This is a genomic window from Flavobacterium foetidum (assembly GCF_004634245.1).
Classification (GTDB): Bacteria; Bacteroidota; Bacteroidia; order Flavobacteriales; family Flavobacteriaceae; genus Flavobacterium; species Flavobacterium foetidum.
Map to the genome: position 1 here is coordinate 262,428 of NZ_SJTF01000001.1, position 19,628 is coordinate 282,055.

Below are 19,628 nucleotides of genomic sequence, written 5' to 3' on the forward strand. Positions count from 1 at the left end.
TTAATTTGATTTGTTGAATGTAAAAACTGAGCTTGTTCCCGGTTGTCCTCCTGGTAATGTATAAACCAATTTTATGTTATAAAGTCCTTTTTTAATGTATGGAAATTCTCCATTAATGATATAATCATATTTAGCAATCATACTCTGATTACCTGTGTTGTAATATTTATTGACAATTTTATATCTTAAATCGCGAAAATCATTTTTGTAATAAAAAGGTAAGTTATAGCGATATGGCAAATACTCTTTCAACATAAAACTATTAGGATTGTTTAAAATGTAATCCTGATACCATACTAATGTTTCAACACCTTTCGTTGGAGGAATTCCTAACAAGGCTGTATTTCTGTCAAATTTCAAATCATTTTCTAATGGATATCCTTTATAGATTAATGGATAGATTTCTTCTTTATAATAAGTATCATCTAATACGGCTTCTGTATTTACCAATGGTACATTTAATGTTTTCGCATTTCCTATCAATTCGATTTCATCAAATGGTTCAGTCGAATTATTTTGCGATTGAAGTGCATGAACATCCATATAAATAATTTCTACCAATGTTTGTTTAGGTTTTTTAGCTGCCATTTTTTCTTGGAAACTATTGTACTGACTTGTGTTGAAATTATATTGTAACAACTCAACACCATCGCCACCAACAACTGTTTCAGCCAGTTTATTGTCTTTAACACTCACATCAGCATCTGCTCCTAAATCTTGTTTTGTATAACTTTCGGTTAAATTACCATTGGCATCTGTTTTTGTTTCCAAGGTCATTAAAGTTAAATTATACGGTTTTGCTGTTTGCAAAACAGGAATATCAATGCTTACTTTTTTAAGAGAACTATCATAGGTTAATGCTGCAGTATCTGTTTTAGTTCCCGTTTTGTAAAATGCTTTTTGAGACTGTCCAGGTTTTAATTCGAACAAATAAGTTTGTCCTTGTTTTAAAACTACATAAGCCTTCTTGCTTTCATTTTGGTAAACATATTTCTGATCAAAAACAGGGTAGCAATAAGCAATATTACTCACAGGAATATTGTTTGGAGCTGCTCCGGTAGAGAAATTTCTAGTTTCTGTTTCCATAGCAATTTGCCCTTGATCGGTTATGGTTTTCCATGTGCCATTTGTATATTCCTGAAAACTTACTTTTACGGTTAAGACCAAATCTGAATGTTGTGGCAAAACTTCAACAGAGTTAAAACTAGCCAAATCGCCTCTTTCATTCCAGCTTACACTTCCTGCTACTGGAACACCATCTTTTTTAATAGTATATTCTTCTAGCTTTAAGCGATATGTTTTTGTGCCCTGATCATCTTCAATCTTAAAGTTTTTGTCAACAGGCATATTAAAGCCAACTTGCGGAACGGTAAATACATCTACATCTTTGGTTCCTTCTGAAGGTTTAATATCAGCAATTGATTTTAAGCCCTCTAAAGGGTTAGCATTTATAAATTCACATTGTTTTCCAAATTCGACTTTAAATCTAAAACTTCCTCGCACTAAGCCACCGAGCAAATCAAACGAACCGGCCATATAACCCCGAATCCAGAGAGGGTTTGGTAATTTGGCTTGCAGTAAGACGGCACCTCCTCCTTTTATAATGGATATTTTCTTCTTTACAAAGAACAATTTTACGTTGATTCCAAGTTCACCCTGCATGTAAGCATAAGATTGACCATTGGCATACCATCCGTTAAGACCAATTTGTCCCGATCCTTTACAGGCCGCTTCGCCATAATCTTTTACCATAATGTCAAAACCAAATCCGCAATCGAAACTAGCGTAAAACATCAAGAAGCTTATATTTCCTGTGCTTAAGCTAAAATCAGATCCAAACGCAAAACCTTTACCATTTCCAATACTATTTTCGTCTCGCATATAGTCAAGTGTAGCAACATCTACGCCTAATAATTTGGCAACAATTGGAGGAGGAGGAGGGCTGGCAGGAATATCATCACCAAGCATAAAGTAGCCTCCAGCTTCTACAGCGAGCGAGCCAATTGCAAGTTTTATTCCTAATCGATCTGTAGGTGTACCCATACGAATGTACCATTTGTCTGGAGCAAAGTGTAAAACTGCCCATCCAGCTCTGTTTCCAGAAGCTCGTCCTTTAATAAAACCTCCTGGAGTATCTATATATAAATCAAAAGATCCATGAAGAGTTTTAAGTCTAAAGTCATATTCTATCGCAGCAAAGGCATTGATTCCCATAGAAGTTTGTACTTCATTAGGATAAAAATCCTGAGCAGCTTTCGATAAATTGGATGTTTTTAGAGCTTCAACAGCGACTTTTGAAAGTAAAGCTTCACTTTCTGTAACAGCTTTTAAAGCACTTGTTAATTCTTCGGGAATAGGTATTTTAAATGGCTGCATTACGTGACCTTCTCCATAGATACTGATCCTGTTTATACCACCGTGCGTATTAAATGCAATTTCAAAACCACAGCCTCCCCAAAAAGCATCGGCAGTTGCAGTTCCTGCAAATTTGATCATGGCTTTTACACCAAGACCAGAATCGGCGTCGGGTACATAATTAGATCCAGAGGCAACAAATCTATTACTGAACCCATCTTTTTTCATTTTATAATATGCACCACCACCAAAACCTTTGAAAGTTATGGCTCCAGCAGGAATATTAAGATTGTCAACCATGGCATCAACATACCAGTATCTAAAAGTGGTTGAGCCAAAAATAGCATTAGCTTCTACTTTTATGCCCCCTGTAAAGTCGGCACCAAGCATTCCCTTAAAACCATTTCCGTAAATAGGGTCATTGTCCAAAATAGTAATGCTCCCTTTAAACTTAACACCACCAAGATCGGCAGCAAGTGAGATGGTTTCAAATTTGAGGTGGTCGTATTTCCACTTTTGAATCCCTTCTTCTTTGCCAAATTTCCCAACGACATAAAATTTAGTCTGGCCGTTAAACTGATTTTCCATCAAATTAACAGCAATGTCAACTTTTAAGCTGGCACTTTCATCAGTTGAGACTAAAGCAATTTCATTAATGGTTACAGGGAAGTTGCTTACAGTAGAACCATCATTTTGCACATTTTTATATCCAAAATAATCTGCGCTAATATAGGGAGAAACGGTCTGCAACATTAAGTTTTGAAAGATCAGTCCTTTAAAAGATACTGTTTCTTTCTTTTCGCCAGTAGCAGAGGTTGCTGTAGAGGTTGTTTTTTCTAAGGCAATTGCTTCTTGAGCCGTAATAGGTTTACTACTTGCTTTTAGTGATAGTGTACCGTAGAGAACTGCTTTAGGTAAAAATTTGCCTTCCTTTACCTTTATTTCTACATAGGAGTTTTTTTCTATAACTGCTGTTCCTTTAAATGCTTGGAAACAGAGACCATTGGAAACAGACGCATTTAATAGATATTCATCATTTAAAGGGTCTATTATTGCTTTATAAGCGAGTTCCGATCTTGTATTACCTGCACATTTGGATCCTTGGCTGGAAACAGGTAAAAGGATGTCACCGCCAAATCCAGCTGCTACTAATGAATTAGCTCTTAGCGTCAAGCTGATATCATTAACAGAAATCTGCCATCCAGACGCATTTCCTTCGTCAAGACTTAAAATATTACTTGCGGTAAAGGTACCAGAAACTCCTACTCGGTCTATTAATAAGTTACTGGCTTCAAATGTCAGTCTTTTATCACTTCCTTTCTTCTTAAACTCTTCAGGGAGAACTACTTTTAGGGATTTAACGAATAAACCTCTCCATAAATTTTCGTTTCCAGGAACGAGATAATCTTTTTCATAATCTTTAGGCCAGACTATTGAGGTAGAGTTTCTAATATCACTAAAGTCTAATACAGCAGTATTTAGCTCAAAACATAAACTTTTTTTAGAGGATGCTAATTTAAATTTAGGAAGAGAAAGTTCTACTAAAATATCATTCCAGTTGGTAACTACAGTTTTAAAACTTGCGGTTACTCTTTTAGGACTGGGAATTATATTATATTGATCGTCTACAGGTTCAAGTACAGTTCTTGAAAATTCATAATCAGCCGTAATACCAAGTTCTTTGAAACCATTACAATCAATTGTAACATATGTTTTGTTTTGGATGTTACCAGTTGTCATATCCATTCCTCCTTTTAAGATAAGGAGAGAGCTTTCTCCAAACATCTTTATCGGAAAATCGCCTAGCAAAACCAAATTAGTGTCTCCAACTAATCCTCCTTTATGAGATAGCTTGATATTGTTGGCACCGAAGAATAATTCCTTCATTTTGCCGCTAGAATCCCCTTGAGGTATAATAATTCTAACAAAAGCAGTTAATTCAGTATATTTAGGTGTAAACTTCGCACTGCTGATTCCAAGCATATATTGAATACCTCCAATTGTCTTCTTGATACCAAGAGGAAGCATTGATAATTTTTTCGGTTCAAGAAAATCGGTGACATTACTGTTTTTTTCGATTTCTTCAAAAGTAGCTTTTGCCTTATTTAAATTGTCATTGGTCTCCTGAGATACGGGATAATTTTTTTGAAGATAACTATCAGTAAATTCACTTTCAGTATTTTGACGGTATTGAAAGGGTTGAGAAGCTAAATTAAGCGCACTGTTTGAAATAACATTATTTGAAGGAAGAGGTTTCTTCTTATTACTTATTGTATCAAGATAAGTATGAGAAAAACTAGTAAAACTTACAAGAAATAAAACGATACTTAATACAAAAGAAGTATACTTTGAAGTAATTTTTTTCAATTTATAGTAGGTTTGGTTATGTTTTTGGAGAAAAGGGGATCAGATATAGATGTGATTTTTAACAGAAAGTTTTGTTTTTGGATACAAAATGGGAATCTAATTTGTTAAAAATCAAGCTATTTAAAAGAGTAAAGTTTATATCATATTTAAGATTTGTGTTAGTTTAAAACGTAATAGACTATTAAAATTTTGCCAAAAATAGAAATTAAATTAAATAAAACCTTACGGGTTTCCACATTTTGAATAAAAAAAGCTCCAGAATTATCTGAAGCTTAAATATTTTTATTATATTATCTGTATACTATTCTTCTTTCATAGTATGATAAACGTTCATAACGTCATCATCTTCTTCGATTTTCTCGATTAGTTTTTCGACGTCTGCGATTTGGGCTTCGGTCAATTCTTTAGTGATTTGCGGAATACGTTCAAAACCAGAAGATAAAATTTCAAGACCTCTGTTTTCCAATTCTTTCTGTAAAGCACCAAAACTTCCAAAAGGAGCGTAAATTAAGATTCCGTCTTCGTCTTCAAAAACCTCTTCAGCTCCAAAATCAATTAATTCTAACTCTAATTCTTCAGCATCGATACCCTCTTTTGCAATTCTGAAGTTACAAGTGTGGTCAAACATAAACTCAACAGAACCCTGAGTTCCCATTGTACCGTTGCATTTGTTGAAATAACTGCGGATGTTGGCAACCGTTCTATTGTTATTGTCAGAAGCAGTTTCAATCAAAATTGCAATTCCGTGAGGAGCGTATCCTTCAAAAAGAATCTCTTTATAGTTTGCAGTATCTTTGTTGCTAGCATTTTTAATCGCGCGCTCCACATTGTCTTTTGGCATGTTGGCAGCTTTCGCATTTTGTATAACAGCTCGTAATCTAGAATTTGCGTCAGGGTTCGGACCGCCTTCTTTTACAGCCATTACGATATCTTTACCAATTCTGGTAAAAGTTTTGGCCATTGCTGACCAGCGTTTCATTTTTCTTCCTTTTCTAAATTCGAATGCTCTTCCCATTTCTAATTTTTAGTTTTGTGATGCAAAAATACAGTTATTCCTTATTTTCCAAAAACAAAATTGCTCTTTTTTTGTTTCATATTTAAGGTCTCATGTTTCAAGTTTTATGGCTTGTGCTGAATTTAACCGCAAAGTGCGCTAAGATTTACGCAAAGCACACAAAGAATTTTTTATAAAATCCAAAAGTTCGCAAAGCTATGTGAATAAAGCTTTACGAACCTTGCGTAACCTTTGTAAACTTTGCGGTTAAAAAAAACTTTTGCGGTAAAACCTGAAACCTGAAACCTGAAACCAATCCTTTACTTACTAATGCCATTAAATTCATTAATAATGTTTACAGCTTCGTTCAGATATGGATTCGTTTTAAGATTATCCATCTGATCTTGATTAATCGTTTTATCCGTCGGAAAGGTACCAAGCAGATACTGATTTACAGTTGAATTGTAAACGTCGAGCGGATTGTTTTCATCGTTGAAAGTGTTAATTTCTGTCCAAAGTGTGCTGATGTCTTTTTTTTGGTTAAAAACGGCATCCAGCGTCATCGGTATCTCAGATTTAGGAACATTTATCAGCTGATCTATTTTCTGGTTTATTTTACGGATGTTGTTAAAAAAGTAATTATCGGCAAGTCTTGCAGTACTATTTTTAGCAATTTTATCAATCAAAGCTCTTTTGAAATACGGTCTGTATTTTAAAAAAGGCTGTAAGCTGTCATTTTTAACAGCCGTCGGAAAATCACTTTCTTTCTGGTAAATATCTTCGTAGAATTCTGGCAGTACAACATCTGGAGTGACGCCGACATATTGATGACTTTTACCCGTAACTCTGTAAAATTTATTGATAGTGATTTTCAAGAAATCAGTATTTTTTTCTTCGTCAAGCGAAAGAATGGTCTGCATCGTTGCTTTTCCGAGTGTATTGCTTCCAACCAGAAGAGCACGATTGTAATCCTGCATGATTGAAGCAAAAAACTCGCTCGCCGATGCTGTATTGCTGTTTATCAGAACAACGATAGGGCCTTTGTAAATCATGCCCCGATAAGGATCATTTATAACCGATTTGTTTTTTTTACCGTCTACCACGATAGAAAGCGGTCCGTAATCTACAAACATTCCTGCAAGTCTTATCGCTTCTTCCATTGAACCGCCTCCGTTATCGATAAGGTCGATCACAAGACCCTTAATCTCGTCGCGTTCGAGTTTTATGATTTCTCTTGCGACGTCATCAGCACAGCCTTTGCGAGTATTTCCATCTAAATCTGCATAGAAACTCGGAATTTTGATGTAACCGATTTTACTTTCTTTTCCGATAATAAAACTAAAAACCGAATTTTCTTCGTCTTTCATAACTTGCTTTTCGATATACACGTCAAAGTTTTTACCAGAATTTCGCTTTAGCGTAAGAATAAGGCTTTTGTTGGCCTCAGACAAAATCATGGTCGAAATAGATTCGAGAGAAGCGCAGGATACCTGCAAAGTTTCTTTATGATTGGAAACAGAGATTATCTGGTCTCCTTTTTTAATCTGTCCGGTTTGATAAGCTGGGCCTTTTGGGTCGATTTCATGAACTATGATTTCATTTTTTTCGTTAAGATTTACCGTCATTCCCAAAGACAAATGTTCTTTTGAGAGTGAAGCTACAAAACTCGATTTCGAGTCATCGCTGAAATAGGCAGTATGAGGGTCAAAATAGGTGCAGAAAAAATTATATAGATTTTCTTCCTGATTAGTTTTGGTCTCGAGCAGCGTACTGATACGGCAGATTTCGTTAGACAAAATTGTTTTCTTTGATTTGGCTTCAATAGATGTAAAATTAGCTTTGAGAGAATCCAGATTTTCACTGCTTTCTGCTATATCATCCAAAATTTGGTAGCGAATTTTTTTGCGCCAGACTTTTTCCAAATCTTCTTTTTTAAGATAAAAAGCAAACGATTTTTTATAAAAACGAATAGTGTCTTTTTTTGAATAATCAAAAGGAACCGACTGTAGTTTTTCAAGAAGTTCTTTGGTTCTTTTTAGCCCAACGATATATTTTGATGTAATATCATTTAAGAATCCACAATCATTTTTTAAAATCAAATTGTCGAGATTCAACCTGTATTTTGAGGACATTTCCTCGTATTCGCTTTTAAAAAAAATGTTACGAGATGGATCCAGCTCGTTCATAAGGTTGTCAAAAACAAAAACAGATAAACTGTCGTCTACCATTTTTGGTTTTAAATGCTCCTGCTGTATTACACTGTTAATCTTATTCAAAATGGCACACGTTCCTGCAGTATTTTGGCTAAATAGAGGAGATGTGGAAAGTAACAATAACAGCAAAATTTTTTTCATATAACTATCGACTAAGCACAAATTAAAGTTACGCTAATTTTTTCGATACACGTTTATATTATTCCTAAAAAATCTTACAGAAATTTAACTAAAAATCTCACAAATCACAGTTGATGTAACGGTAATAAATAAAAAAAAACGCTATAATTAAATTACAGCGTTTTCTATTAATTCTTGAATAATTATTTTTTGTAAAATGGCAGTTTGACCACTTTTGCAGGAACATCATTTTTTCGGATTCTAATAAAGATATCACTGTCCACAGCACTGTTTGCAACAGTTACGTATCCTAAACCAATGCCTTTGTTCATAGAAGGCGACATCGTTCCAGAAGTTACAATTCCAATTACTTCGCCAGAAGCGTCAACAATTTCGTAATCATGTCTTGGCACTGCACGTTCCTGCATTTCAAAAGCAACCAGTTTTCTAGTAACCCCAGCTTCTTTTTGTTTTTTAAGAGCCTCAGAATTAGTAAAATCTTTAGTGAATTTCGTAATCCATCCTAAACCAGCTTCAAGCGGAGAAGTCGTATCGTTAATATCATTTCCGTACAAACAGAATCCCATTTCTAGACGTAAAGTATCACGGGCAGCAAGACCAATTGGTTTAATTCCGTAAGAAGCTCCAGCCTCAAAAACTTTGTTCCAAACCTGTTCTACCTCATCATTTTTACAGTAAATTTCAAATCCGCCAGAACCAGTATAACCAGTAGCCGAAATAATTACATGCTCGATTCCAGCAAAATCACCCACTTCAAAATGGTAGTAAGCAATCGCAGACAAATCAACAGAAGTCAAAGACTGCATAGCTTCAACCGCTTTTGGTCCCTGAATTGCCAAAAGAGAATAATCATCAGACAAGTTTCTCATTTCAACACCCAAATCATTGTGAGACGAAATCCAGTTCCAGTCTTTTTCAATATTAGAAGCATTTACAACCAGTAAATACTGCTCATCTTTCATTTTATAAATAATCAAATCATCCACAATGCCGCCTTCATTATTAGGAAGACAAGAATATTGCGCTCTTCCAATCGTCAAAGTCGAAGCATCATTTGAAGTCACTTTCTGAATCAAAGCCAAAGCATTTGGACCTGTTAACAAAAATTCACCCATATGCGAAACGTCAAAAACGCCCACACCATTACGAACCGTTTCGTGTTCAGCATTAACCCCTTCATAAGTAATCGGCATGTTATAACCCGCAAAAGGAAGCATTTTTGCTCCTAAACCTTCATGTATGTGCGTAAGCGCAGTATTTTTCATTGTGTTGTTTTATAAAAATTGTTCTGCAAATCTATTCAAAAAATATCGATTTCGAATACCTTAAATTATAAATTTCGCAATATTTAGGAGCAATTCCAGCTTTCCGTTACAAGTCCTCGCAAAAAAAAGCAAAGTTTCTAATATTCTAAAAAGAGCTTCCGTTGGTCGCTTTTTTAGAACAAGAAACTTTTGCTTTTTTTACTCCGGGCTTTCCACTGTAATCTGGGCTAGGAATGACCGTTCAAAAGATAGTTTCATGATTTCAATTTTTTATGTAATTTTAGTCTAAAATTATACTTTCAGAAAAGTTTTTTAACCGCAAATTTCACAAATTCACACAAATTAATTTGCGAAAATTTGTGTAATTTGTGGTTAAAATTAAGCTTTGCAACCTTTAAGTCTGTCAATCAAACCCATAGTTTTCAAGTCTATAGTGATTTAAGTGTAATGCCTTTATGCGCAAAATAAAACTATGATTCTATGTGTTTAAAAATGAATCGCAACAACTAAAAGAAGCTAAATGAAGTCTCCGTATTTAATCACAAAAGAAGAAATCTTAAAAATTTACAAACCCGTAAATCCGCACGCACACAAAGGAACACAAGGCCACGCTGTGATTATTGCCGGAAGTTACGGAAAAGTCGGAGCGGCCATTTTAGCTTCCAAATCCTGCCTAAAATCAGGATGCGGATTGGTAACAACTTTTATTCCAAAATGCGGTTATCAAATTCTTCAGATTTCCATTCCAGAAGTAATGACGGTTACTGATGAAAATACCAATTTTATTACCAATATCCATCTGCCATTAATTCCTCAAGCCATCGGAATCGGACCAGGATTAGGAAAAGAACTCGGAACGCAAAAAGCATTATTTGAATTTTTAAGAGTCAATAAAGTGCCTTTAGTTCTCGATGCCGATGCTTTAAACATTATGTCAGAAAATTTGTCTTGGCTGGAATTAGTCCCAGAAGACACCATCCTAACACCTCATCCAAAAGAATTAGAACGTTTAATAGGCAAATGGAATTCAGAGTCCGAAAAATTCCAGAAAACAATTGCTTTCTCAGAAAAATACAAAGTCATTGTGGTCATGAAAGGCGCTCCGACCTTTATCATCAACAGAACTTCAGTTTACGAAAACACCACCGGAAACGCAGCACTCGCAACAGCTGGAAGCGGCGATACCTTAACCGGAATCCTTACAAGTCTTTTAGCACAAGGCTACGAACCCAAATATGCCTCAAAATTTGGAGTCTATCTCCACGGATTAACAGCCGATCTCGCTTTGCCAAAAACAGGTTACGAATCTTTTACAGCCTCTACAATTATTAAGTATTTAGGAAAAGCTTTTTTGAGTTTAGAAGTTTAACCACAGAGTCACAAAGTTTTTGAACCATATAAGTTATGTAAGTTCAATGAGATAGGAACTTAAAAATCTTATATTACTTATGTGGTTTTTTCAGTTAAGCTTTGCGACTCCGCGCCTCTATGAGATTAAAAAACTTCGTGTCTTAGTGCCTTAGTGGCAAAAACCTTAGTAAGTTTGTAATATGAAAAATTTCGACTTAAGAACAGTAAACGTCATGCGTTATATAACGCCACTGCGTGAAGGCGGATCATTACCCGCTTTGGCAGAAGCCGATGACGACTTTAAATACGTATTAAAATTCAGGGGAGCCGGACACGGCGTAAAAGCCCTTATAGCCGAATTAGTGGGCGGACAAATCGCCAAAGCTTTAAAACTGCAATTACCAGAATTAGTTTTCGCCAATCTTGACGAAGCTTTTGGAAGAACAGAAGCCGATGAAGAAATTCAGGATTTATTGCAGGGCAGTCAAGGATTAAACTTAGCACTTCACTTTTTATCTGGTGCTATAACCTTCGATCCTGCTGTAACCACCGTAGATGCGAAATTAGCGTCGCAGATTGTTTGGCTGGATGCTTATATTACCAATGTTGACCGAACTTTCAAAAACACCAATATGCTCATCTGGCACAAAGAATTATGGCTTATTGATCACGGAGCATGTCTGTATTTTCATCATTCTTGGAACAATTGGGAACAGCATGCTAAAAGTCCGTTTGCATTGATAAAAGATCATGTTTTATTGCCTCAGGCTTCACTTTTAAAAGAAGTCGATGCCGAATTTAAAGCCATTTTGACTCCAGAAATTTTAGAAGAAATTGTAAGTACTATTCCACTAGACTGGTTGCAGTGGGAAGATGCAGACGAAACACCAGAAGAATTGCGAAATGTGTATTTGCAGTTTCTAAAAACCAGATTAGAGAATTCAGAAATATTTGTAAATCAGGCTCAGAATGCAAGATAATCACTTATACGAATATGCTGTGATTCGTGTTGTGCCAAGGGTAGAACGCGAAGAATTCCTGAATATCGGAATCATTTTATTCTGCAAAAGAGCGAAGTTTATAAAAGTACTTTTTCATCTTAATAAAGAAAGAATTCAAGCCCTTTCTTCCGATTTCGACATTGAACAATTAGAATGTAATTTAACTTCATTAGTAAAAATAGCCAACGGAGCCAAAGACGGCGGACCAATTGCTGTCTTTGAGATTCCAGAGCGTTTTCGATGGTTAACAGCAATTAGAAGTTCAGCAATCCAAACTTCAAGACCTCATCCAGGATTGACTCAGGATTTGGAGAAAACCGTGCAGCGTTTGTTTGAAGAATTAGTTCTTTAAAAGTAGGCTAGTAGGCTCAAAGGTGCAGAGAGAAAAAGTGACAAAGTGACAAAGTTTTTTTAACCGCAGAGGCGCAAGGATTTACGCAAAGGTTCGCAAAGATTTAACACAAAGCTTTGCGAACTTTTGCGTTTTATAAAAAATCTCATTAGTCAAAAATCTTGCGTTCTTTGCGGTTAAATAAAAAACCACGAATTACATCACTGCAATACGTGGTTTTAAAACTAAAAACTAACTCATATTTGCTGTAAGCTCTTCAATTAAAAAGAACCGCAGATATTTCCCCCTAATGTTGCTCCAGCATTTGCAGAAATATCAGATTTAACAGCAGTTTTGTCTAATTTTAGGATTGAATACGGTGGTGTAAAAGCTGTTTTGTTTCCAGCCTGATTTCCAGATGTATTTGTAAAAACATTATCAGTTGCGGTAACTGCAGTGTAACCGCTCATTAAGTCGATTGGATTTTTTACGCCTTCAAAAACATTGCTTTCTACACGAATATCAGCTTCAAAACCTGCAGCGATACATTTGTTGCTTACCGTACTGTTAAAGAAACTGTTTACAATATGCACTTTTCCGAAACGAACTCGTGGCATTCTTTCCTTGCATCCAGGCGCCCACCAGCATCTTGCAAAAGTGATTCTCAATTTCCCACGATCGCCAGTTGCACCGTCACTAGAACCGATTAAGTTAGAGTATCTATGATCATCCGATCCTCCTGATCCTCCTGCTTTTGGCGGTTTTAGGTAGTGGAATTTAGAATATGTAACTGATATGTAATCTGATTTGTTTTTGATATCGAAGTTTCCGTCAACACCATCTCTAAATTCGCAGTGATCTACCCAAACGTTTGTGCATTCATCTAAGATGGCATTATCCCATCCGTCAGTATCATAAGCGCCAGGCCCTTCGAAAATCAGATTTCTGATAATAATGTTTTTGCATCTTTTGATGTTGATGATTCCAGAACCGTCTTTAGTTTGATTCGTCGAAACCAATTTAGCGCCATTAGCACCATAAATTGTTTTTCCGGTTTGGTCCTGAAACGACAATCTTGTTGTAATTGTGATAGTTCCAGATACTTTGATCACTTTTACAGAAGAGTTTTCAATAGCAGATTTCAGCTGTGCATAAGTGGTAACGGTTGTTTCTGCGGCAGAACCTCCTCCAGTTGTGCCTCCATTTTGTGAAGCCCAACCCGGAACTTGGGCACAGTTTCCGATTTTTGCCGTCAAATTGGTTGATGGGGCATCAACTGTAGTTTCGTTTGCTGTTTCGATTCCTGCTGCTGCATCAGAAACGATTTCTTCAGAATTACATGCAGTAAATCCGAAAACCAATGTTGCTGCGAACATTGAAAGTTTTGATTTTAAGTTCATAATTGTTTGGTTATTTATAAAGTTTAACAACGCAAAACTCTGCATTATAAGTAGGAAAAAAGTTGAACAAGTTCAAACTTTTGTAAAAAAATCTACGAAATGTGTTTTTTTAACACTCGTAAATTTACAAAAATGCATAAATAGCGTATTTTTACGTAATCGATTACATTATTTAAGCCCCTAATTAATAATGAATTGAAAAACAAATTTATTCCTTACAAAAACCACGACATGTACAACCTACTTAGACAAAACATTGAGCGAAAAATTCCGCTCACCGATGAGGAATGGGACATAATTGTCTCAAAAGCTGAGCTCATTAAGCTCAAGAAAAATCAATTCCTACAAATCCAGAATTCCAACAGCAGTTATGAAGGGTTTATTTTAAAAGGATCTTTTAAGACTTACATTCTAAACGAGAACGGAACCGAAACGGTAATTTTCTTTTCTTTTGAAAACGAATGGATTTGCGATTTAGAAAGCTTTTATCACCAGAAACCCACAACTTACAACATCAAAGCAATTGAAGACAGTGAAATAGTAGTCATCAGCAAAAAGCAGAAAGCCTATTTGTTTGCTGTGATTCCAAAACTCATTAAATTTCATGTTCTGATGATCGAACGTGCCAATGTCGCTATACAACAACGCCTTTTAGACGTTTTAAACAAAACCTCCAAACAGCGTTATCTTGATTTTAAAGAGCGTTATCCGCAGAAGATAAGTTCGATAAACAATAAGAACCTGTCATCGTATTTGGGCGTTTCACACGAATTTTTATCAAAGATTAAGAGAACGGTTTCTTGATTATTTAGAGGTTCAAAGGTTTAGAAGACAAAGTGACAAAGGTATTTTCACGCAGATTTTTCATAAATCTGCTTAGATCTGCAAAATCTGCGTGAAACAAAATATCTTAACACATTCATAGCAAATAAAAAGTTTACATTCTTTTTAGATAAAGTTCCATCTAGTATGTCATTTCGAGGAACCAGAAATCTCCGTAAGTAACTCCACAAAGTATATCGCCAATCTTTGTCGTGCTTCTCGCGGAGATTTCTCCTTCGCGAAATGACAAATACTAAGAGCGAGATCATTAAAAAAGAAAAAAAACTTAGTACCTTAGAGCCTTCGCGGCAAAAAAAACTTAAAGCCTTTTCTCCATGTAGATAAATTCCAAAGGTTCTTCTGAAACCGTTACATGAATATCGCTTTCAGGAAAAGCCTCACGCTCGCCCGTATCTGCATAACCATGGCGTTTGTACCATGCGATAAGTTCTTCGCGAACCGAAATAACCGTCATTATGATACTCGACAATCCTAAAGATTTAGCATGATTTTCGGCTTCAGCCAAAAGCTTTTTCCCAAGACCACCGTTTTGTAGTTCTGGTGAAACCGTTAGCATTCCGAGATACAATTGTTTTTCTTTTTGAACCAACAACACCGAACCAATAATCGTATTGTTTGCTGTAAATTTCAGAATCGTATTTTTTGGATCTAGAAAGATTTCGGTCATTTCCTGTTCATCGGTTCTTTTTCCTTCAAGCAAATGCGCTTCGGTTGTCCAGCCTTTTTTAGAAGATTCGCCTCTGTAAGCAGAATTGATTAAGGCGACTAATGCCGGAATATCTTCGAGTAATGCTTTTGAGATCATGTATTATGGTAAATGTAATTTAGTTTTCTAATAAATTAGAAATTAGATTTAATATTTTGCAGCCTCTCCAGCTTTTGGCAATGATTGTTTTATGAATGTTCTGATGTCTTCATTAGCAGTTTCTAAGTCAGCTTTTCTCAAATACATCATATGACCGCTTCTGTAGCCTTTCCATGACATTCTATCATTTAATTTGCCGCTTGGATCCATTTGCCATAAATCGTATTTGGCATTAAAGTAGTCGCACGCGCCATCATAATATCCAGATTGCACCATTACATGCAAATACGGATTTTGTGCCATGGCTTGTCTTAGGTTTTCGCCCGTTTTATCATTAGATCTGTCCCAAGGATGTACAGACCCAAACATATTGTATTTAAAATCGGTTTTGTAATTCAAATTATTGCGTACATACATATTGATTGCAGGTGTAAACGAATGCAGCCAAGAAGTAAGCTCTGCATTAAAATCAGGACTATCGCCAGAATCTTTACGGTCGATTCCTTTATACCTCGAATCTAGCCTTCCTACAGTATAACCTTTATCTCTTAACAGCTCTTTCCAAAAATAATCATAGGGCAGGTCTAGATTGTTTTGAAGTATCACTTTCTCTGAAATACCAGAATAGCGCGCCATTTTAGAAGCAATTTCTTTTCTCTTTTGTTCCTCCAATGATCCTCCTTTGCTCAAGGCAGGAAGCAGTTCGTTTATCGTAAAATCTTCAACTTCTGGCAGCATCGCAGTTAAATCCTTGTTTTGAAGGTCGGGACTAAGCGCTTTGTGATACCACGCCGTAGCAGCAAAATAAGGTAATTTAAGAGCGGCATTAGAAACCACGCCACGAGTTATTCCTAAATCAGTTGGCGATACCAAAATCACTCCGTTAAGATACATCCATTGATTGTTTTGCAACTGAAGCGCTAAACCCGAAACACGAGTTGTGCCATAACTTTCTCCGATCAGATATTTAGGCGAAGCCCAACGATTAGAACGTGTTACAAAACCATTGATCCAATCGGCTAAATATTTAATGTCGGCATTTACGCCAAAGAATTTTGTTGTTGGGATTTCTTTGCTTGTAGGCCGTGAATATGCTGTATTAACAGGATTTACAAAGACAATATCGGCAACATCTAAAATAGAATAAGGATTTTCTTTGATTCCGTATGGTTGCAACGGATACCCTTCATCATCAATATTTAACAAGCTTGGTCCGGTATAAGCAATCTCCATCCAAACCGAAGCAGAACCAGGCCCGCCATTAAAAGAAATCACCAAAGGGCGAGAATCGCGATCCTTTACATCAGAGCGCTCGTAATACGTATAAAATAATCCGGCAATAGCTTTTCCGTCTTCATCCCAAACAGGCATAGTTCCAGTTGTTGCTTTGTACGAAACCTTTTGACCTTTAATGGTAGTGGTATGATTGGTGATAACTTGATAATCTGGGTTAAAAGTAAGATTAGAAGGTGAATTTTCTTCTTTTGCAGCAGGTGTTTTCGGTTTCGAATCTGGTTTTGATTCTTGCGCATAGCCCGTTAAAAATCCAACTAAGAGAAATGAAAGTAATGTCTTTTTCATAAAATTAGGCATGTTATTATTTTAGTGTTCTGAGTTTGGGGAATGTTAATTAAAGTTTTTAAAGATATAAAAAAAATGGAGGTAAAATGGCACTATGCATAATCACTTTTTCGCAATTTTAGGTTTTCTATTAATCAAAAAGCAATAAATCAAGTGTGAAGTTAAAACTAAAGATGTGCCAATGTTCCAATAAATATTGAAATAGGCAAAAGCATTATAGAAACAAATGATTGAGTTTTTAGATTCTTCCTCGTCAATTTGAAAATGAAGTGGAAAAACAATTAAAAAAAGAATTAAAAATGGAAACAGAACTATAAAACGTCCAAATTTTATTTTGTAATGATCAACTATTATGTAAGACAACATTTGCATAATCAATACTGTCAGAAAAAAATTTTCCATGTTGCTGGGATTACTTTGTAAGAATAAGTAAATATCCAAATAAAAATCATCAAATTTGTATAGAACACAAAATCAATAAAGTATGAGCAGGATACACTTATTTGAGTTTGAAGATCAGCAATGGCTTCCAGAGTTTATTAGAAATTATATGACCGATTTTTTGCAGTTTCTTTCGAATAAAACCGCCATGTATAAAGGAATTGTTCCAATAATAGAAAAAGGTTTAAAAGAAAGTCAAACCAACCAAATTATAGATTTGGCTTCAGGTGGAGGAGGCGGATTGATTTGGCTCAACGCCGAATTACGAAAAAAGAATCCCAATTTAAAAATTCTGTTGACGGATTATTTCCCCAATATTCCTGCATTCGAACATACACAAAAACAAGCTGATAATTTAGATTTTGTAAAAACCTCCGTCGATGCCAGAAATGTTCCCGAAAACCTAAACGGACTTCGAACGCAATTTTTGTCTTTTCATCATTTTAAACCGAAAGACGCGCAACAGATTCTGCAAAATGCAATTGATACCAATAGTTCGATAGCTATTTTTGAAGGGCAGGAGAGAAGCGTACCAAGCTTCGTAGCGATGATTTTCTCGCCAATTTCTGTTTTGCTGACAACGCCTTTTATCAGACCGTTTAAAATGGGCAGAATCATTTTTACATATCTAATTCCACTTGTACCCATTTTGGTTTTGTGGGACGGCGTGGTTTCAACTTTAAGAACCTATTCTGTTGAAGAAATGAACGAATTGATTTCTAAATTAGACAACAAAGAAAGTTTCAATTGGGAAGTTGGAAAAGTAAAATCCGGACCTGCGAAGATTTTGTATTTGTTGGGGACGAAGAAATGAATTGCCTACAGCTTTAGCTGTGGGAATAAAGTTATGCTGGAAAATGGCTTAGTAAATAAATATTGGTTTGTTTAATTGTAGTTTGACAAACAATGATTTATATAAATAACGAAAATAGTATTTGATAAAATAGGTTGCAAAAGCTCTTGACGTTTCTGTTGAAGCAATTAAAAACTTTTCGGAAGAAGCGGTTTTTAATATTATTGGTAATACTTTTCAAGATCATAGCGCAATTGCTTCAGGTGATTACAATTGTAATTGTACTTTTAATCCTTTAGACAAAGTTGTTGAACTTTACGAACGTTTGGTGCAGGCTGAAAAAGATAAGGTTGAGTATTTGGAGAAGTTATTGAATGGGAAGTAAATGTTTTTTGAAGATATATTAAATTGAGAAGAGATCTTTGATTAAGTCTCTTTTTTTATTGTATAAATTCTAATTCAACACCACATTCTTTAAAATCTAAATATCGTAATTCAATATGTTTTTTATTATAAGGCAACTTTCTAAAAAGAAATTTATCTTTTTTAAAAAGCACGTTTTTTAGTTCACTTTCACGCTCGAATTTCAGTTTTAGTGTGTCTGAATTTGTCTCCCAAATAAAAGTTTCTTTTTCAATTACTTTTTCGTGCTCTAGATAACCTTTTCCATTTTCTAAAAAAGTAAATGAGAAACCTTTAGGGACTTCATCTTTTTCGGAGCAAAACAATCCAGAACTTTCCATTTTCCTAGAATAAGGTTTTCTTCTTTCTTTTCTCTGATTTCATGAAATGTGCAAACTAGATATATTGAAAAAAATAATGTGAAAAGCTTCATAATAATTTTTGTTTATTTTTTAGTTTTTAGGTGCTGGCGCTTGCGGGGATTGACAACAGATCAATTCCATATTTTTCTTATTAGTTTTAATAGTTTTGGTTCTTCGTTTTGTGTACTCTTATTTTGAATTTTTAGTTTTTGTTGTTCGTACTTTTGTTGTATAATTTCATGCCACTCTTTATCTGACGGTTGTTTTAAGTCAGCTCCACCTTTATGAGCAAAGTTTACATAACCAATTTCAGGTTTTGGAAGTTTGTCTTCACATTCCTTTGAGCACAAATTTGCAAGTAAAGGCAAATTATCTGTCCCGACACGAAGAGTTATCCAAAGTTGATTTGTTTGCTGATAAGTGATTTCTTTCTCACAAATACTACATTTCAAGGTCTCGCCAAAATATCTAACAGGATTATGTGTAAGTAAAGGAAATCTCATTCGGTTTTTATAGTTTCCAAATAATGCTCTTGTGCTTACTCTGCTATCTTTTAGATTTATACATTTACTGATTTCATAAGGAAACCAATGTAAGTTGTAAGAAGTATATGGGTCAAAGTATTCAAGCGATTTCATTTGTCCAATTTCAGGCGGAATCCGTTTTATTTTACTTCCATAAAGCCAAACTTTTTTCACCTTTTTAAGCTTTGATATGCTCTCCGGTAAAGTATGAATTTGAGAGAATAGTTCTTGTCCAAGTTCATCTAATGGAGAAAATTCTTCTATGTTCTCATCGGCAACTTTGTCCACATATTCGCAAAGCTTTTTCCAAGCATCAGAATTTCTGTCCTGCACATCGTTTTCAATTTTACTTATTCTGTCGTTCATTGTTCTATTGCTTTATGTTATTCTCTGCTAGAGTAGGCATCACCTTAGTGACGTTTCAGTTAATTTTTTGAATTTCTTTGTGTTCACGAGCGGG

14 protein-coding genes and 1 pseudogene are annotated in these 19,628 nt (G+C 35.3%); 6 read left to right on the plus strand and 9 right to left on the minus strand.

Going from position 1 to position 19,628, the window contains the following annotated elements:
* From E0W73_RS01135 to gcvT, 4 genes are all read right to left on the minus strand, one after another.
* Entirely contained in the window at positions 1-4,722 is a 4,722-nt protein-coding gene (locus E0W73_RS01135) for a hypothetical protein (protein ID WP_135220249.1), read from the minus strand.
* 301 nt (positions 4,723-5,023) lie between these two features.
* Entirely contained in the window at positions 5,024-5,737 is a 714-nt protein-coding gene (locus E0W73_RS01140) for a YebC/PmpR family DNA-binding transcriptional regulator (RefSeq protein ID WP_135220250.1), read from the minus strand.
* 299 nt (positions 5,738-6,036) lie between these two features.
* Positions 6,037-8,070, minus strand: coding sequence for a S41 family peptidase (locus E0W73_RS01145; protein WP_135220251.1), 2,034 nt, complete (start codon positions 8,068-8,070; stop codon positions 6,037-6,039).
* Between the two features lie 182 nt (positions 8,071-8,252).
* Entirely contained in the window at positions 8,253-9,335 is a 1,083-nt protein-coding gene (gene gcvT, locus E0W73_RS01150; protein WP_135220252.1) for a glycine cleavage system aminomethyltransferase GcvT, read from the minus strand.
* A 520-nt stretch (positions 9,336-9,855) separates the two neighbouring features.
* Here gcvT and E0W73_RS01155 point away from each other — a divergent pair.
* From E0W73_RS01155 to E0W73_RS01165, 3 genes are all read left to right on the plus strand, one after another.
* Positions 9,856-10,704, plus strand: a complete 849-nt coding sequence (locus E0W73_RS01155; RefSeq protein ID WP_135220253.1) for an NAD(P)H-hydrate dehydratase — start codon at positions 9,856-9,858, stop codon at positions 10,702-10,704.
* A gap of 181 nt (positions 10,705-10,885) precedes the next feature.
* Positions 10,886-11,665 carry a HipA family kinase gene (locus tag E0W73_RS01160; RefSeq protein ID WP_135220254.1) on the plus strand — a complete coding sequence of 260 codons (780 nt, stop codon included), beginning with the start codon at positions 10,886-10,888 and terminating at the stop codon, positions 11,663-11,665.
* Positions 11,655-12,038, plus strand: a complete 384-nt coding sequence (locus tag E0W73_RS01165; protein WP_135220255.1) for a DUF3037 domain-containing protein — start codon at positions 11,655-11,657, stop codon at positions 12,036-12,038. The genes E0W73_RS01160 and E0W73_RS01165 overlap by 11 nt, the downstream gene beginning before the upstream one ends.
* A 260-nt stretch (positions 12,039-12,298) precedes the next feature.
* On the opposite strand, the gene E0W73_RS01170 is transcribed toward E0W73_RS01165, so the two are convergent.
* Positions 12,299-13,417: a pectate lyase family protein gene (locus tag E0W73_RS01170; protein ID WP_135220256.1), complete on the minus strand. Its 1,119-nt coding sequence runs from the start codon at positions 13,415-13,417 to the stop codon at positions 12,299-12,301.
* 195 nt (positions 13,418-13,612) lie between these two features.
* Between E0W73_RS01170 and E0W73_RS01175 the strand changes: the two genes are divergently transcribed.
* Entirely contained in the window at positions 13,613-14,221 is a 609-nt protein-coding gene (locus tag E0W73_RS01175; RefSeq protein ID WP_244248410.1) for a Crp/Fnr family transcriptional regulator, read from the plus strand.
* A gap of 337 nt (positions 14,222-14,558) precedes the next feature.
* Here E0W73_RS01175 and E0W73_RS01180 read toward each other — a convergent pair whose 3' ends face one another.
* A complete protein-coding gene (locus tag E0W73_RS01180; protein WP_135220257.1) occupies positions 14,559-15,065 on the minus strand; it encodes a GNAT family N-acetyltransferase in 507 nt (168 codons plus the stop codon).
* 48 nt (positions 15,066-15,113) lie between these two features.
* On the minus strand, positions 15,114-16,646 hold the full coding sequence (locus E0W73_RS01185; protein WP_135220258.1) for a S10 family peptidase: 1,533 nt from the start codon (positions 16,644-16,646) through the stop codon (positions 15,114-15,116).
* Positions 16,647-17,130: 484 nt separating this feature from the next.
* Between E0W73_RS01185 and E0W73_RS01190 the strand changes: the two genes are divergently transcribed.
* On the plus strand, positions 17,131-17,901 hold the full coding sequence (locus E0W73_RS01190; protein WP_162847645.1) for a class I SAM-dependent methyltransferase: 771 nt from the start codon (positions 17,131-17,133) through the stop codon (positions 17,899-17,901).
* A 133-nt stretch (positions 17,902-18,034) separates the two neighbouring features.
* A pseudogene (locus E0W73_RS21535) lies at positions 18,035-18,265 on the plus strand (transcriptional regulator); the annotation flags it as partial.
* Positions 18,266-18,320: 55 nt separating this feature from the next.
* Here the strand turns inward: E0W73_RS21535 and E0W73_RS01200 are convergent.
* On the minus strand, positions 18,321-18,623 hold the full coding sequence (locus tag E0W73_RS01200) for a hypothetical protein (protein WP_135220259.1): 303 nt from the start codon (positions 18,621-18,623) through the stop codon (positions 18,321-18,323).
* Between the two features lie 152 nt (positions 18,624-18,775).
* Entirely contained in the window at positions 18,776-19,534 is a 759-nt protein-coding gene (locus E0W73_RS01205; RefSeq protein ID WP_208730522.1) for a hypothetical protein, read from the minus strand.
* Positions 19,535-19,628 lie beyond the last annotated feature (94 nt).

Excerpts from the sequence above, each read along its gene's own strand:
- E0W73_RS01155 (WP_135220253.1), top strand. The coding sequence starts at position 9,856 with ATGAAGTCTCCGTATTTAATCACAAAAGAAGAAATCTTAAAAATTTAC.
- E0W73_RS01145 (WP_135220251.1), bottom strand. The coding sequence starts at position 8,070 with ATGAAAAAAATTTTGCTGTTATTGTTACTTTCCACATCTCCTCTATTT.
- E0W73_RS01205 (WP_208730522.1), bottom strand. The coding sequence starts at position 19,534 with ATGAACGACAGAATAAGTAAAATTGAAAACGATGTGCAGGACAGAAAT.
- E0W73_RS01185 (WP_135220258.1), bottom strand. The coding sequence starts at position 16,646 with ATGAAAAAGACATTACTTTCATTTCTCTTAGTTGGATTTTTAACGGGC.
- E0W73_RS01170 (WP_135220256.1), bottom strand. The coding sequence starts at position 13,417 with ATGAACTTAAAATCAAAACTTTCAATGTTCGCAGCAACATTGGTTTTC.
- E0W73_RS01180 (WP_135220257.1), bottom strand. The coding sequence starts at position 15,065 with ATGATCTCAAAAGCATTACTCGAAGATATTCCGGCATTAGTCGCCTTA.
- E0W73_RS01200 (WP_135220259.1), bottom strand. The coding sequence starts at position 18,623 with ATGGAAAGTTCTGGATTGTTTTGCTCCGAAAAAGATGAAGTCCCTAAA.
- E0W73_RS01160 (WP_135220254.1), top strand. The coding sequence starts at position 10,886 with ATGAAAAATTTCGACTTAAGAACAGTAAACGTCATGCGTTATATAACG.
- E0W73_RS01190 (WP_162847645.1), top strand. The coding sequence starts at position 17,131 with ATGAGCAGGATACACTTATTTGAGTTTGAAGATCAGCAATGGCTTCCA.
- E0W73_RS01140 (WP_135220250.1), bottom strand. The coding sequence starts at position 5,737 with ATGGGAAGAGCATTCGAATTTAGAAAAGGAAGAAAAATGAAACGCTGG.
- E0W73_RS01165 (WP_135220255.1), top strand. The coding sequence starts at position 11,655 with ATGCAAGATAATCACTTATACGAATATGCTGTGATTCGTGTTGTGCCA.
- gcvT (WP_135220252.1), bottom strand. The coding sequence starts at position 9,335 with ATGAAAAATACTGCGCTTACGCACATACATGAAGGTTTAGGAGCAAAA.